The following is a 15,704-nucleotide window of genomic DNA, read 5'->3' as shown; positions in this document are numbered from 1 at the left end:
TTTGGTTGGGGGACTTACTCAAACAAAATCAGACGGAATACAACCTATTCACTAGGATTGAAAGCACTATTTTGCCCTCTTCTAAAGTTTAGCGGACAGCAATAAAACGTTTTCTACCACCCTACTTACCGCTATCCTTTGAACTTGAGCAATCCTTGCTTGCACCCTTGGGTAAAGAAAAGAGAGACAGGGCATAGTCCCCGCCTCTCTTATTCGTTAAAATGTTATACTGTTACTATCCACTCAGCCAGTGGGAGCAGTTGCATGGAGCACTTCCTTCCAACTAAGCCGAGAATGGTATAGCATTTACTCTACGATAAACTTCTCTACAAATCGTCTCGTATCGGATGCAACCTTGAGCAGGTAGGTACCCTTGGGCAAGTGTTGTACGTTGAGTTTATACGCTTCGCCTTCGAAAGAAACTTCGGCTACCTTACGCCCCTGCATATCGTAAACAAAAGCCTTCCACGTAGCATCCATTGGCAACTTGAGCATCATATATCCATCGGTAGAACTTGTGCAGAGCTTTACCCCCTCTCCTTGTGAGAGGATTTCTTCCACAGATGTGATCGTACTCCACTCTGTGTCTGCCCTAATGACACTCTTGTCTGTATGGTATTCTCCCCAAGCCCAGCAAGCTTTTCTTTTGATGGGATGAATGTCCACCTGAGGTGTTATCGTGGCATTGAAATCATCTCTGTATACATACCTTACACTCCACTTTTTTAGATCGTTGAGAAGATCGTAGGGCACCCAGCAGTAATTTAATTTCCACACGTCTGAGCCTTCATATTCAAAAGTGTTGGCATAAGTAACCAGATAGTGACCATAACTCTTGTCATACGATAGATCTCCAATAAACTCATCGCTTGAGGTAGTTGCAAACGGAGCCTCTTCCAAATCATCCATGGTCGGTGTATCTCCCTCTTTATATCTAAATTCAGGCTTGGGATAGACGTACCGAATCTGCCAATTACGCTCATCCGAATCATAATGATTGTACATAATCATAAAGTTATGGCAGGTTTTCCCAGCGAGGGTATTATCTTTTTCACTATCCAACATCATTTGGATTTTGGGGGAGCCAGCCTCTCCGAAAGTGTTCACTTTTATGGGGGCTGCCCACCTAAAATCTGAATCATAGTCGATAAAGTTGGATAGGAACCCTATATCAGCCCCATGACCAGATGTTTTATTCATTTCAAAAACGACTCCCATTATGGGCCATTGATTGTGCGCCATAGAATAAGAGGTACTACCCAAAGAGAGGTCCACCTCTCCTATTTTTTCCTTTCCGTCTTGACTAAAAATGGGATGGTGAAGTTCAAATGACTTTCCCGCCTTCATAGATGTGAGATAGCCCACGAAACTCTCATTGTCCGCGCTGTTAAAGCCCGTATAAGCGATAGCCAAAGCAAAAGGATCACCCCCCATCAGATTGGAAGCGGGCGAACGGTAATTGGAGGCTATGGACACATCGTACAGTTGTGTGTTGGTAAACTCTTTTTCGTACATGCGAACAGCATTGCCATTCTCTAAATTGGCATTGCGCTTAAAGACACTAAGAATACTCCTATTCCCAGCGGGATCATTTAGAAGCTCTACCGACCAGAACCGGATATCAGATTCGTCCTTACCTGTTACTATGATATCGAAATCTTGAAAGAACCAATAACTCGAGCGCGTCCAATGCTTTATCTCTTGGAAGGTAACTCCATCATCCTTAGAGCGAAACACTCTCACTTCGGTCTCTCCCGATTCGTGTTTGCCGTGAGCCATTAGATAAATCCATCCATTGTCTGCCACAGTCATTTTCGTCTTTATCGCTGGATTGTTTTTGTAGTCAAATACCTTGACATCTCCTCCTCCCATCGTTTGCGCTTGGGCAAGGGAAGAAAGGGTTATAAGGGCAAAAGCTGCCAGTACCCATTTGTGTAAAATTGTTGTTCTCATAATAATTATTCTTTGGTAATATCAATAAGCCTTTTTACAATACTCACTAAACCACCACACGCTGAAGAGTGCCTAAACACAAACACCCTAATGCTCTCAAAAACGTAGTTACCACTCCTTCCAAGAACTCTCCCCAAAAGCGATAAGCTCAGAGTTTAATCATTTCTCCGAGAGCAAATTTATAAAGAATACAAATACAAAACAAAAGAGGCCTCTTCAGTTGGATGATTTTATTTATCTTAATTGAGACCTTTGAAAAATAAGGAGATGTAGGAGGGGCTACTACCGCTTTTCTTAGCATTAACCCTTTTGTTGCTAGGGATAGACCCTTTTAAGGCGAAGCATTAATCCTTTTGAACCGAACCTACGACCCTTTTTATTCGTTCCAATATCACAAACTCATAGAAATGCATTCATAGCTCTCAAGACAACGAACAACAGAAAGAAAAAGAACAGAGAATGGAGTAAAGGAGAGGAGAGAAAGGAGAGGGAGAGGAGAGAAGAGAAAAACAAAGGAGAGGAAATGGAAGATGGAAGACAAAAAAGGAAAATGAAGAATAGAGAAACAGAAAAAGACCTGCACGATGGAGCGCAGATCTTTCAAAATCGATGGTAGAAAAATTCTAAAGAGGGAAAGCTGCTCCAGCTCAACAAGCAGAAGCCTGACAAGTACTGGCAATTGAAGTCTTTTTGCGCTTGCAGTAACGCTGGCACTGCCCACAAATATCATACCCCAGCATAGCCCCTACGATAAAATCTTCTTCAGGACTGAGTGTATTGAGCGGGCGATTGCCAAGGAAAAGACTAAGAGCTTCGAGGCACTCACTACTGCCAAAAAAGAGATTTGCTCGATGCCCTTTGGGAACAGCCTGACTGAAGTACGGTATAGACAAGCGACTGAGCCGAGCCTCCGCCTCGTGCAATTCATCTATGGCGAGTGTACATAATATCATACGCCGTACACCTTTCTGATACTCATACACGTGGTGAAGAAAGACTTTGTAGTCTACACTATATTCTCGCATAAGATGAAGCTATTTATATAAATGGAGGCCGGCCGAGAAATGAGAAATCGGTCGGCCTCCTTGTCGAAAGTATGAAGATAGGTTATTACGATTCGGAGGTTATCCGAGCTGAGGTTTGAGAGCTGCAATCCAACGATCGATACGCTCATCTGTCATATCGGATTCATTGGCTTCATCCAAGAGACAGCCGATCAATTCGCCATCTTCTTCAGAACGAGACTCATCGAAGCTGTAGCCGTCTTTGCTCATATTGCCGGCAAAAGTACAACCACTGCCAGCCAAGCCTTCTTTGATTGTAGCCAAAGCATCGCAGAAGGTATCGCCATAGCAAGAAGCATCACCGCAACCAAAAAGACCAACTACCTTTCCGGAGAGATCTTGTGCTTTGAGCTTAGGGAGGAAATCTTCCCAATCATCCTGCAAATCACCGGCACCCCACGTAGAGCTACCCAGCAAAAGAACTTCATATTTGGCTACCGAAGCCGGATCAGCATCAGCCACATTGTGTACTTCACTCTGAGCTACGCCCAAGCTTCCTGCGATACGATTGGCGATGTCTGCAGTAGTGTCCGTAGACGAACCGTAATAAATTCCAATAGATTTCATATCCTGTTTTTTTAGTGTTTTGATTACTCAATGGCAAAAGTATCGGATCGTATGTACTTGCGCCATACCTATATATAGTCATTCGATTCTCCTTCTGCCTATTGAATAGGTATCCGGAAATAAAGGCACAAACAGTCCCTTTTTCTTTGGTGGAAGTCTCGGCTTGCCAATCTACGAAAGTTTCGTAGATTTGTAGCAGAGCATTAGAGTCCTCCGCATGAAGGAGGATTTGACAAACAGAAAAAAACAAAACGATATGATACAACTAACCGAACAAGAAGAAGAAATTATGCGACTTGTATGGTCTGTGAAAGAACCATTCACTGTACGGGACGTTCTGTGGAAATTACCGACACCGCAACCTCCCTACACCACTTTGGCCTCTATCGTGAAAAACATAGAGAGCAAGGGCTATCTGTCTTCCGTCCTCAATGGGAAAACCAGAGAATACAAGGTGCTTATCAGTCGCAATCAATACATGAAAGCCTCCATCCGCAGGCTCGTACAGAACTATTTTCAAGGGAGCTACAGCAATCTGGTGCAACAATTTGCTCAAGAGGAATATCTAAGCCCTAAGGAACTGCAAGAGCTGATCGACCTGATCGAGGAAGGGAAAAAGTAAAATCACTATTCACAAGACCAATCAGCCATGACGACTCTGCTATACCATATATTATCCGGCTTCATCCTGCTACTTTTTGCCCTTTGCGGTCGGTTAATCTGCGGAGAGAACACTCACCACGGCCTGAGAAGAGGCTACTATCTGGCCGGTATCCTGCTAAGTATAGGGTTACCATTTTTCGCTCCTTACCTTCCACAAATCGCCATCTGGCCAACTTCGGATAATCTAAATTCCGGAGCAATTGCTATCGGAGAACTGCAAATGATTTCGACAGAAGCCATTACAGCAGCAAAGTCTCCGACTCTCTCTCTTGACCAACTGCTCACAATTCTATGGTTATCGGGTGTGGCCTTTTTACTTCTCTATCGAGTACCGGCTGTTATAACCCTGTTACGAATGCACCGACAATCGCATCCCAGCTATGGAAGTAAGCGAGTTCGTCTCTTACCCGGAGAAGTCAAGCCATTCAGTTTCTTCGGAAGAATTTATCTCCCGGAAAAACTGCAAAAGACAGGAGCCATGATACATATTTTCAAGCACGAATGTGCGCATGTACGAGGGTTACATTCTGCCGACTTACTCTTGCAGAGCCTGCTCCTGCTACAGCAATGGTGGAACCCCGCCGCTTGGTGGATCCGACGTGAACTGCGCTGCAACCTGGAGTTTTTGGCAGACCGGTCGGCCACAGAAGGAGAAAAAGAAATCCATTCCTACCAATATGAACTTTTGCAATTGGCCACAGTTGGCGCCTCTGTGCCTCTATGCAATACATTCAATAGTAATCACCTAAAAAGAAGAATTGTAATGATGAACAAACACAGCTCACCACAGCGATCCAAGTGGAGCTATCTGATAGCTTTGCCAGTAATGTTAATAGCACTACTTGGAGCCTCATCCGTGCATGGCAAAGAAGATTCGGACTCAGCCAAACGACAAGGTAAAGAAGAGATATGGCAACAGGATGCAGCTACTGCAAATCCTCAAAAAGGAGAAGAGCAGCCACCTCAATTCCCCGGAGGACAAATAGCCATGATGCGTTTCCTAACTTCTCACATCCAATATCCCGAAGAGGCCATAAAGAAAAACATAGAAGGAGTTACGCACGTACAAATCAAATTGAATGCAAATGGCGAGATCTTTCTCTCCGAAATAGTCAAAGGGACCAACCCTCTTCTCGACAAGGAGGCTTTGCGTGTCGTAAACATGATGCCCCGCTGGGAACCGGCAAAGAAGGGGAAAAAGAATGTACCAAGCCAACTCGTTATCCCGATTCGCTTCAAATTAAATGGAGAGAAAAAGGACAATGCCTCTCCTTTGGCATCATCGGTCAATACATCGGAAGAGCAAGCCTCGGACACTTACTACGAAGTAGTTGACGAACCGGCCTCTTTTCCCGGTGGCCCATCAGCTATGATGCAGTATATGGCTGCAAATATGCACTACCCCAAAGAGGCAGCAGAGCGCAATATCCAAGGGCGGGTCTTGATCCAGTTCATTGTAGAGAAAGACGGGAAGCTGTCCAACATCAAGGTTTTGCAGGGAGTCGATCCGCTGATCGACAAAGAAGCCGAGAGAGTCGTTTCCGAAATGCCGGCATGGATACCGGGAAAAAATAAAGGGGAACCTGTTCGGGTACGCTTCACTCTGCCTGTACTCTTCCGTATGTAGACTGCAATTGGCTATTGCCCCTTTTATAAGGGAAAGATCCTTTTCAACAGAAGGGGGAGATTCTCCCCCCCAAAAAAAAGGTTAAAACATCAACAAGAAAGAGCTTTTCACCAATCTCTTCTTCTCCTCTCAAAACCTCTGTGAATAGGAAGTTTTGAGAGAGTCGGAATTATCTCCTGTGAGAGCAAACGCTAGCTCCTGTGTTAGCAGAAATTCTCTCAGGAGATAATTTTTGCTCCCTCCGGTCTCATTTTTCAGTCACACTACAAGCCTATCAACTTTAATCCATGCTTCTCTTTGTTTACAATCCAAGAGAGAATAAAATTGAGCAAATAGAGATATCTCTCAGAAAGGAGATGCACAAAAGGTAATAACCTCGCAGATCTACTGCGGAAAACCAACTTAGAGCAATCAGAATAGATATACAAAAGAAGAGTAACAAGGATGAACAGAGATACGAATTCAAAATCCGAAAAGAGGAGAAAAAGGAGTATGATTACCACTAAGCGGCAAATTCAAAGCATCTGAAATGGCTTATAACAACCTCTATTCCAGCAAGGGAACGAGCCATAAAGACTCTACCAATAGAGATTATAAATACAACCATAGAAAAAGGCTGTTGTGCCGAATGGCTTATCTCTCAACCTTTGCAGCAGAGAATTTCATAGAATAGTTGATAGATAATTAACACAGCAAGAGTAATGTCTCAAATAGGAAAACAGATCATTGATTTTGAAGTACAGGCCTACGCCAACGGTGAATTCTTCCCCATAAGCAAGAAAGATATAATGGGTAGGTGGAGTGTATTCTTCTTCTACCCCGCTGATTTTACCTTCGTTTGCCCGACAGAATTGGAAGACCTGGCCGACAAATACGACGAATTTAAGAAATTGGGCTGCGAGATTTATGCCGTGTCTTGCGATACTCACTTTACGCACAAGGCTTGGCAAGATGCTTCAGAAACGATCAAACGTGTCAAATACCCTATGCTGGGCGACCCTACCCACGTGCTGAGCAGAGGTTTTGATGTGTATATCGAAAAAGCAGGTGTATCCGAACGTGGAACTTTCGTAGTAAATCCGCAGGGAGAGATTGTGGCTTACGAAGTAGTAGCTGGCAATATCGGTCGCAATGCAGACGAACTGCTTCGCCGTGTCGAAGCCTTGCAATTCGTAGCAGCTCATGGAGACGAAGTGTGTCCAGCTCGCTGGACAAGAGGGGCAGCAACCCTCAAACCGGGAATTGATTTGGTAGGGAAAATCTAAACCTAATATTGAAAACACTTTACAGAACAGGGGCGTGTTGCTTTATTTGCAACGCGCCCCCGTTTCTTTTGCCCACATATTAGGCTTCTCAGCTAACCTCTCAAAAAACGATCTCAGAAGCGTATCGAAACGCTCCCCATCAAGTGGATAGGAGCTTGAGGGAATACGCGTAAATCGTTGTAAGCTGTGAGCTTGCCGTCTTCGCCTTTGACATAGCCAGTATCATAGACATAGGCATTGCTGCTGTACTCTGTATTAAAGAGGTTGTTTACAGTCAATCCTAAAGAGAAATCCTCTACCCAAGACACAGGTAGGCGATAGCCTAAGCGCAGAGCCGATACACAATAAGCCTTGAGAGAGCGATCTTCATTCATCGTATTATCGAGATACTGTTTGCCTACATATTGGGTTTGCAAACCAAGCTCCAGCCCCTTGTAGCGAGTCGTAAAGAGATTAGAGAGGACAACCGACGGTGAATAAGAGATATCGGTATTCTTCATTTCCTCCGTGCGAAGTTCAAAGTCATCATCTCCGGGGCCATAGACAGCAAAAGTCTGAGTGTACTTATCTATCTTGTTGCGACTAAATGCAGCAGCTATATTCCATGTGAAGTATTCGCATGGCTCCCAACCGGCCGACAGTTCGACTCCCATTCTGTAGCTGTTCGGTACATTGCTGAAAAGCAACTCCCCTACATCACTGAAACGACCATCGAGCACCAACTGATCTTTGTAATCCATGTAGTAGAAATTGACGGCCGCAGCAAAAGAGGGCAGCTGCCAGCGATAACCCAACTCGTAGTCGATCATTTTCTCCTCTGTCGGGAAACCCTTGCTACCAGCATCGGTATAGGCTTTTCGGTTAGGCTCTCGATGACCCATAGCTACAGAAGCGTAAACAACATGACCGTCTACCAAGGAGTAAGAAACTCCGGCCTTGGGATTGAAGAAGTTAAATGACTGCTCAATATCCAAGGTAGCCATACGCTTGTCAGTATCGCTATACTTGTCATCTATCCCCTCCATCTTGTAGCGGATACCTCTATATTGCAAGTCAGCAAAGAGGTTTAGCCCAGAAACTGGTTGCCAGTTGATCTTGGCAAAGGCCGAAGCCTCCTTCTTGTCACTCTTATTGTCGTAGTAGCGATATTCGGGCTCCAAAGGAGAGGAATACTGCTTGATCCAGTTGATGTAGCCAAAGTGCTTGCCATCGTAAGCATTGGCCGAAGCCCCGAATGTCAGGTCATAACTCTCGGCACGGTACTGAGCCGAAGTAATAAGGCCATAGAACCAGTTGTCGAGATGCTTCTGACGGATGAGATCGGTCTTTTTGATTTTATTTCCCTCTAATTCAAAAGGTTTCAAAGCATACTCTTTGAGCTTTCTGCCGGTGCGGTATTCATCGGTGTAGCCCAAACCTCTTGTGGCGTGCAGAGTAGCATTGAGCGACCAGCGATCACCCAATTGCTGAGAGAAGATAGCCTGATAATGACGCTGATTGTAGTTATCCGTATTGTGGTAGAAATGCTCTTTGCCTTCGGCATCTTTGTACATAAATCCGGCCGAGTTGTAGTCACGCCCCAGCTTATCCATCTTGTTTGGGTCAATACCATTCCAGGCGATACCAGTTTTCTCTTTTCCGCCGAAAGTGATCAATTTGAGCAAAGTTCCATTGTGATGATAAGCCGATTGGAAGAAGTAAGAATTGAGATCTACATCTGCACGCTTAACAAAGCCATCCGAAGTGATCTTCGAGATTCTGGCATCGAAAGCCCAACCATTACTCAAAGCTCCTGAACCAATCGAAGCCGAGCGACGGAAAGTACCGAAAGCCCCACCCGACAGATCGACCTGTGCGTATGGGGTCAATCCATATTGCTCGGTGCGCATATTGATTGTTGCACCAAAAGCTGCAGCCCCATTGGAGGAAGTTCCCAAACCACGCTGCACCTGCACATCTCGCAGCGAAGAGGAGAAGTCCGGCATATTCACCCAAAAAACACCTTGGCTCTCCGAGTCGTTGAGTGGCACCCCATTGGTGGTGATATTGATACGTGAAGCATCGCTACCTCTTACTTTCAGAGAAGTGTACCCTAATCCTGTACCGGCGTCACTTGTAGCAACGACCCCTGGCAATAGAGACAGCAGATAGGGCATATCCTGCCCATAAGCCGAACGCTTGAGCTCACTCTTTTTCATTTCGGAGAAACTCACCGGAGTCCGATAGCCGGCTCTACCAGCTACTACCTGCACTTCTTCGAGCTGCACGATACGACTGCTATCGGGCACACTCTGTGCCGAAGCAGATACTCCCAACGCCAGCCCCAAAGAGAGTAGAGACGGACGCAAAAATTTAGACTGTTTCATATTCAAACACTTATTGGTTTTGTATTCCATTATCAGCATCAGCTTCCGAAAGGACTTGCCAGGCAAGACCATTCGCCTCACAACAAAAGATCGACCAAAGGGCATCTCTTATCACGATAGACCAATAGAGTGACGAAAGAAATAAAGGGGGAATAATTAGAATGTATCTCTTAGCAATGTCCGCAGCCTCTCGGCTCAAAGACTTCTCAGATGATTTCCTACGCCGGCATTACCCGGATCAGGTCGCTAAGGGTTTCATCTCAGCCGGATTGGTTTGCCACAAGAGCAAAGTGCAACCAAGCACCCCTATCTCCATCGCTAATTCGATTGGTGACTTTGCAAAGGTATAGTTTTATATCGTGTAGGTCTACAAGTTCTCCATGCTTAAGATAGTTCCTTACAATCTCGAATATATCATGGAACAGCTGCCCATTTATATCCTCGATAATGTTGAATTGGTTCCCGTTTTTGTCTACAAGAGACCTCCGAGCATTCCTTCCGCTATTTGACTGGGCGTGAAGCTGCCTTCTAAGACCCAACTGTAGTATTCCGAATCCACTCTCTTTAGCAACTCTTCGTTCTCCTCTATGAAATTCGGATATTTCGTGTTCAGATAGTCTTCGACTTCTTTCTTGAACTCCTCGAAACTCATCTGTGTATTCGATTGGCTGTTGTTGCTTTCTTCCATGTATCCTTTGTTTTAGTGCTTCAAAGTTAGCCTTCTTCTCCCTGTCTCAATCTCCAAACCAATCTTTGAAAGCCGTTGTACGAACTTGTGTCCACTGATGTTCATTCAATTTACTTGGCTCTCCATTAGGAGCCTCCATAAAAGAGCCATTAGCTTGAGCCTTTTGTTTGATTTGCTCTTGCTCTTCTGAAAGCCTAAATCGGGTGCCACTCTCTTTGGACGAGCTTATAGACTTACCACTCAGCAAGTCGGAAAGTACCATATCTGCAAAGTCGTACATATCCATATCCGACTTTTCCCCGAATAACTCTTTAAGCTTGTCAAAGAACTCCTTTACCCACAAGCCGAATTTGGTTCGTGTGACACCCTTCTTTTCTATCTTTTTAGACCCGATCTCTCCTAATGCGTGCGCAAGGGCTTCGTCTAACAATAGCTCCTCCGTAAGGCCTTTATACGCTGAATTATTCTTAACTTCTCGGTAGTACTTTGTTCGCTTGACAAGACCCATCCCCTTCTTCACGAGTTCAGGGTCTTTGCTCTTCATCGCCGTATACCACAAGTGCGTGAACTCATGGATAGGAGTATTCAAATCCATTTTAGAGGGATCAATATACACCTTACCATTTGCTGTAAAGCCATAAACTCTACCCTTGAGGTCTTTGAATAGAGAGCCATTAGCTTCGGATACTTCCTGGAGTTTCTTGTCATAAGCTTCTTGTGAATCAATCACCTCTACCGCCAAGCCATTCTTATTGGGCTGATCTATAAGCTTTGTGTATCTCTTCTGCCTTTTCTCCTTTTCCTTGCTTATTTGATTGGTGATAACATCTACTTCGGTAGAACTCTTTGCACCCCTTTCTTCTGCTGCACCACCATCTGTGAATGATGAGTCTGATGTGGTGTTATCGTTAGACGCCACTTCTACCTCAGACTGACTCTCCACGTTGATAGCATCTCTTTGTTTATTCGCTATTGCTTGCTCTCCTCCTTTAGGACTTGAACTATTTCGCTGAACATCGGGTATCTGTTGTTTTCTCTCTTGAACTTCTGGAATTTCTTGTAGCTGTTGAGCCGTTGTTTTTTCTCTTGACAATTGCTCTGTGAGTTCACTATTGCCATCGCTCTCCAAAGCTGGGTCATATATTCCATCGTCTTGTCTTCCATTGTCTTCACTTATTACATGGGTTGAACTTTTATTGATTTGATCTTCTGGTATTACCTCGCTATCACTCGCTGCATCTTCTGCAAGCGTTCATTAGCCTCTTCTATTACAGCTTTTTGTTGCAACTTGTGCTTGATGAACGCTTCTCTGCTTGTTTTCGCTTCTGGTGGCACTTCTTTAGACAGCTTTTTACCTCTTTTTTTGATTGGTCGAGTTCAAATTTAGCTGCTTCAATGGCTATTTCTATGTCTCCTTGTGATTGAGAAAGTATGTCATCAACTACATCTTGCTCGCTATGCGTATCGACAGACACGGGAACAGCCGTCTTTTGTGGCTGAGCCTCCTCCTGTGCTTCGTTTCCATAAACATCTTGTAGACCTTGTGGAGACGTTTCTTGTGCAATCTCCTCTATCGGCCTCACGTTGTCTACATGAACAGGTGTGATGTTTCCCTGCTCGTCTGACACCCCGATATATTCAGCTCCATTCTGAGACTGAACAACACCTTCTTGCATGTTTCCATCTTGGTCTATATAGGAGATCTTATCCCCTATGATAATATCATCACTTGGATCCTCATCTCCAGTTTCCTCCTCTATAGATCCTTCTACACCGGTCTCCTCGTAGGATATGCCTTTCTCCTCCATTATATCTTATCGCATCTTGGCATTTCTCTCTGGTGCGTGCTTGGCTATCATATAGTCGTGTAGCTGCCTATCGTTAAACCCAAGCAACTCTTTAACCTTGCGAGCTTGTTCTATGGCCGGTTTGTAGTAATGTTTTTCTAACCTGTCTATTGTTGCCGTTGCTATAGAGGACGACTGGTTGTATATCTCATGCAGATTAGCGAAGTCGGGGACCTTTTTCCCGGTGAGCTTCTCTATTTCTTTTTGGTACTGATCAAAAACAACAGTTTCATCTACCCATTTTCTTCGCCACTCAATACCCCTCTTGGAGTATATTTGGTGCATGGTTTCGGCCATGGAGCGACCGGTATTGTCAGATTCGTATCTGAACATTGCATTCACTGCATTTATCCTGCGCTGTGCGTTCTCTATTCTTGTCCGCAGATCTTCGTTGTGCTCTAGGTTAAGTTCATCCATGATCTGCTCATCGGTCATTTTGTTAAAGACCTCATCATAATCAGAAAGGACTTTCCTTACATTAGCTTCTTGCATTTTAGAAACTATGTCCTCCGCTGCTGTACTACCGTTTTTATCTCCCCTTATCGCCTTGTACAACATATATGCAGCATTTGGATCGGACAATTTTGAATTGAACCCAGCTGCATCCAGCATTCCCCTCATCACATCTGCCATTGCCCCTATCATATCTGGGCTGACCGATTGGGTGTGTAAGTCTGATATGTAGCTCCTTACAGATTCTTGGCTCGCATTGCCCATAAACGCCCCAGAGGCTTTCCCGAGAACCATTAGAATATCTTCTTGTACGTTGCTGTCCACCAAGGCCGAAAGACCCTATTTAGGTAACACCTCGTCTAATGTAGCCAGTTCTATGTCACCATCCTTTATGTTTTCTGCAACGATTGACAAGGTCCCATTATCATAGATAACAGACTTCTTTTGCTGCTCCTCGGGCAGGTTAAGCCTTGATACAACCTTGGTGGACATAGGTACGCTGAACTTCTTCGCTACTTGCTTCACCATGCTCTCCTTGACAGACCTACCGAAAGCCATATCATAAGCTGTCTCTTCTCTATTGGCCCTCAGCCTTATATCCATACTTGTTGGGTTCTCGAACTCTTTGATTATCTTTGTGGCAGAGGAAAGGGCATCGTTGGCGATTGCCTGCGAATTTGATTTCGCTGAGGACAGCCAACGTTGTCCTTTTTCTTTATCTACCCAAATGAGACTATTATTCTCTATAATAGGTAGTATCACATTTTCCTCTTCTCGCCCATGTATTGTAAGTACATCGTTCACCTCTAAAAATTCGTGTCCTAATTGCTTTTTCGCACCAAGGCCTATTGCCACAAATATACTCTTCCCTTCAGGAGATGTTAGCTCTGTTAGGATACTCAAAGAACCACGTTTACTTCTGAATATGAAGACAGGTTTAGAAATTGCTTTTGGGAGATCTCTTATCGAGGAGATATTCAATCCATGTTTTTTTAGCGATTTTGAAAGTACTTTCTGGCGAAGAATAATTTGATCGTCAGGCATAAACAAAGCCAACACACCAAATGGTTTACCTATGGATATGTACTCATTGCTGCCAAGCTCCCCTTTCGCATAACGTTCCAACTCCTTATTAAACTTGTCGTTCTCTTCTTGGAGACGGAAACGAATGTCATTTGTTGAACTATCAAATGCAACATTTGTGCCATCTGCAACTTCAATATCAATGCGATTAAGGAGCTCTATTGCCTCTTCAAGGCTAACATCCTTCGCAAGTATATTGTCAGACTGTATTTCTTCGATCTCAGATACTCCCTCCAGCTCTTCGTCATTTATCTCGTCAGATATATCTTCTCCATGGAATGAATAATCGCCAAGCTGATATAGTCTACGTACATCTCCACCTTCAAACTTGTGCAATCCGTCTGGAATAGCTATCTTTTTTACCTACACTATTGCACGTATTGAACCAAAAACCCTTAGCACTCTGTGTCGGCTCTCCAGTCCTCGTAAAACTCGCAAGACACCATGGTTGTCTGCTCATTTCATCTTTACGGCTATATCCGAATTGCGCATGAGCCACTTTGCACACAGCTTTTTGTCCGGCATCGGACTCCTCTACATCATAAACAAAAACGCCAGACTTGCCTATCTCTCGCTTGTTGGTAAACGCCGGTATATCATCTGGATTTATGGGGTTCCCATATTCTACATCTGTATTGTACTTATTGATTATCTCCATAGGCCGATCATACTTCATGGGGTCTACCTTGGCATTCTCCGCCAGTCTAACCGCTTGGATAATCTTGTCGTTATCCTCGGGAAGTATGATAGTTCCTTTCTTTGCCCAGTGGAAAGCCACCTTTTCTAACTTGGGGTTTCCTCCTTCTTTGAAGCTTTCTCCAAGCTTCTCTATCTCGTTGATAGTACGTTCTACCTGCTCATCTGTAGCGTTGGTCAGCTTATTGAGCAAGCCAGCCTTCATGTCAGCCTTCCTGCGCTCTCCAATGCGGAAACGTATATCGGGGTTTTCTACGTCAAATGAACCTACGTTGTCTGTTGCGCTCTTGATTTGGATGGGCTCAAAGGCGACATAGAACCCAAGGCCAGTAGCAAATACTCCATCATACTTTCCATGAGATACCTCTTCTTTTTCTTTAGGACTTAACGGGCCACTAGCAATTAGAGGGGATCTCAATGATAAGAAAGCAGGGATAGTACGCCCACCTCTACCATATCCTCTGGCCACTTCTTCACTGGATGCGAAGTAAGCACCCTTGCCTAATGCCCCATCAGGCGACATCCTAAACTCTGTAAACTCAACGTTTGTCCCGTGATACACCACCAATGGTTCTCCGTTCTCGTCTACGACTCTGGACGAATCATTTTGCAGAATAGAAACCAACCGCTTATCTTTGTACTCAGATAGGGATACTTCCTTGTTAGCAAACCCGCGCTTTATCGGGTCAATACTTTCAAGCAAGCGTCCCTTTTCTATTTCCGTGAGGGCGTGGTCATAGTATGTTTCGCCATTGTTAGCTACACCTACAACGAGTTTTGCCGTATAATCTATACCACCGATATTTAGACCTACAACATAATAACGATAGCTTACAAACCTATTCTTCTGCTTTTCGTTGGCTTCCTCCGTAATGAAAGTGGCTTGCTCTATCATTTGAGGGATAGCGACTATTGATTTAAGATGCAGGTGATTTTCTGCATCATGTCGTGTAACCTTCTCAGCACCCTTTCTACTAATGCGGATCTTATCACCTGTATCTGAATTGGTATAATCCCCTCTGAGCTCATCAATGATGTAGGATTGAGCGGACTTATTGTTTAGCTCATACTTACCCTCATACTCCTCGCCCGTCAGCTCAATAGGCTTCGAGACCTTCAGCTTCTCAATCCTCGCTTTCTTCTCCCAATCTCCGAACCAATCTTTATTACCGGCGTACTTAGTACTTCGGGAGCAAGGCATAAAAAAGATTGATTTGATTGTTTCGGATGCCCTCTCCGGAATAGAACGAGCTGTGGCAGAAGCTTTTTCTTCGAATAAATATTGAATTTACACTCTTCGTCCGAAGTATTTCGCTTTTTAGAATACTCCCTTCCAACTTTAATGAGCGTATCGAGCAAAAGCTTTCCATGACATGGCAGCTACTTTCCAAAGGTGGAAAACAAACTTTCCTCCCGAGGAAAGCCTTATCGG

The 15,704-nt window shown here is 44.4% G+C and carries 13 protein-coding genes and 1 riboswitch; of the genes, 3 read left to right on the top strand and 10 right to left on the bottom strand.

Annotated features, from left to right (window positions below; translation table 11 throughout):
• Positions 1-306: 306 nt before the first annotated feature.
• From DQN70_RS04190 to DQN70_RS04180, 3 genes are all read right to left on the bottom strand, one after another.
• Positions 307-1,953 (bottom strand): TapA/TapC family T9SS-dependent outer membrane protein, encoded by a 1,647-nt coding sequence (locus DQN70_RS04190; protein ID WP_023940068.1) that lies wholly within the window; start codon positions 1,951-1,953, stop codon positions 307-309.
• 647 nt (positions 1,954-2,600) lie between these two features.
• Positions 2,601-2,978, bottom strand: coding sequence for a DUF2023 family protein (locus DQN70_RS04185; RefSeq protein ID WP_023937992.1), 378 nt, complete (start codon positions 2,976-2,978; stop codon positions 2,601-2,603).
• Positions 2,979-3,077: 99 nt separating this feature from the next.
• Positions 3,078-3,584, bottom strand: a complete 507-nt coding sequence (locus DQN70_RS04180; protein WP_023937991.1) for a flavodoxin — start codon at positions 3,582-3,584, stop codon at positions 3,078-3,080.
• Positions 3,585-3,840: 256 nt separating this feature from the next.
• On the opposite strand from DQN70_RS04180, the gene DQN70_RS04175 reads away from it, so the two are divergent.
• The 3 genes from DQN70_RS04175 (at position 3,841) to ahpC (ending at position 7,139) form a co-directional block, all read left to right on the top strand.
• Positions 3,841-4,206: a BlaI/MecI/CopY family transcriptional regulator gene (locus tag DQN70_RS04175; protein ID WP_036887289.1), complete on the top strand. Its 366-nt coding sequence runs from the start codon at positions 3,841-3,843 to the stop codon at positions 4,204-4,206.
• Between the two features lie 27 nt (positions 4,207-4,233).
• Positions 4,234-5,874 carry a M56 family metallopeptidase gene (locus DQN70_RS04170; RefSeq protein WP_023940073.1) on the top strand — a complete coding sequence of 547 codons (1,641 nt, stop codon included), beginning with the start codon at positions 4,234-4,236 and terminating at the stop codon, positions 5,872-5,874.
• 701 nt (positions 5,875-6,575) lie between these two features.
• Positions 6,576-7,139, top strand: a complete 564-nt coding sequence (ahpC, locus tag DQN70_RS04160; protein WP_023937986.1) for an alkyl hydroperoxide reductase subunit C — start codon at positions 6,576-6,578, stop codon at positions 7,137-7,139.
• A gap of 113 nt (positions 7,140-7,252) precedes the next feature.
• Here the strand turns inward: ahpC and DQN70_RS04155 are convergent, their stop codons facing one another.
• The 7 genes from DQN70_RS04155 to DQN70_RS04120 all read right to left on the bottom strand — a co-directional run bounded on the left by DQN70_RS04155 (position 7,253) and on the right by DQN70_RS04120 (position 15,473).
• The gene (locus tag DQN70_RS04155) at positions 7,253-9,505 is read right to left on the bottom strand and encodes a TonB-dependent receptor (RefSeq protein ID WP_042225846.1); all 2,253 of its coding nucleotides are present in this window, start codon (positions 9,503-9,505) and stop codon (positions 7,253-7,255) included.
• Between the two features lie 198 nt (positions 9,506-9,703).
• A riboswitch (TPP riboswitch) is annotated at positions 9,704-9,823 on the bottom strand.
• Positions 9,824-9,977: 154 nt separating this feature from the next.
• The gene (locus tag DQN70_RS04150) at positions 9,978-10,193 is read right to left on the bottom strand and encodes a hypothetical protein (protein ID WP_023940083.1); all 216 of its coding nucleotides are present in this window, start codon (positions 10,191-10,193) and stop codon (positions 9,978-9,980) included.
• Positions 10,194-10,239: 46 nt separating this feature from the next.
• Positions 10,240-11,286 carry a hypothetical protein gene (locus tag DQN70_RS04145; RefSeq protein ID WP_145980600.1) on the bottom strand — a complete coding sequence of 349 codons (1,047 nt, stop codon included), beginning with the start codon at positions 11,284-11,286 and terminating at the stop codon, positions 10,240-10,242.
• Positions 11,287-11,461: 175 nt separating this feature from the next.
• Positions 11,462-12,001, bottom strand: a complete 540-nt coding sequence (locus tag DQN70_RS04135; RefSeq protein WP_023940087.1) for a hypothetical protein — start codon at positions 11,999-12,001, stop codon at positions 11,462-11,464.
• Positions 12,002-12,007: 6 nt separating this feature from the next.
• Positions 12,008-12,787, bottom strand: a complete 780-nt coding sequence (locus DQN70_RS04130; RefSeq protein WP_023940088.1) for a hypothetical protein — start codon at positions 12,785-12,787, stop codon at positions 12,008-12,010.
• Between the two features lie 45 nt (positions 12,788-12,832).
• Positions 12,833-13,912 (bottom strand): MuF-C-terminal domain-containing protein, encoded by a 1,080-nt coding sequence (locus DQN70_RS04125; RefSeq protein WP_023940090.1) that lies wholly within the window; start codon positions 13,910-13,912, stop codon positions 12,833-12,835.
• Complete coding sequence (locus tag DQN70_RS04120) at positions 13,899-15,473, bottom strand: ADP-ribosyltransferase-containing protein (protein WP_023940092.1); 1,575 nt, start codon at positions 15,471-15,473, stop codon at positions 13,899-13,901. The genes DQN70_RS04125 and DQN70_RS04120 overlap by 14 nt, the downstream gene beginning before the upstream one ends.
• Positions 15,474-15,704 lie beyond the last annotated feature (231 nt).

The sequence above is a fragment of the Porphyromonas crevioricanis genome (assembly GCF_900476255.1).
Taxonomy (GTDB): domain Bacteria; phylum Bacteroidota; class Bacteroidia; order Bacteroidales; family Porphyromonadaceae; genus Porphyromonas; species Porphyromonas crevioricanis.
This window is presented reverse-complemented; position numbering and strand designations above follow the sequence as displayed.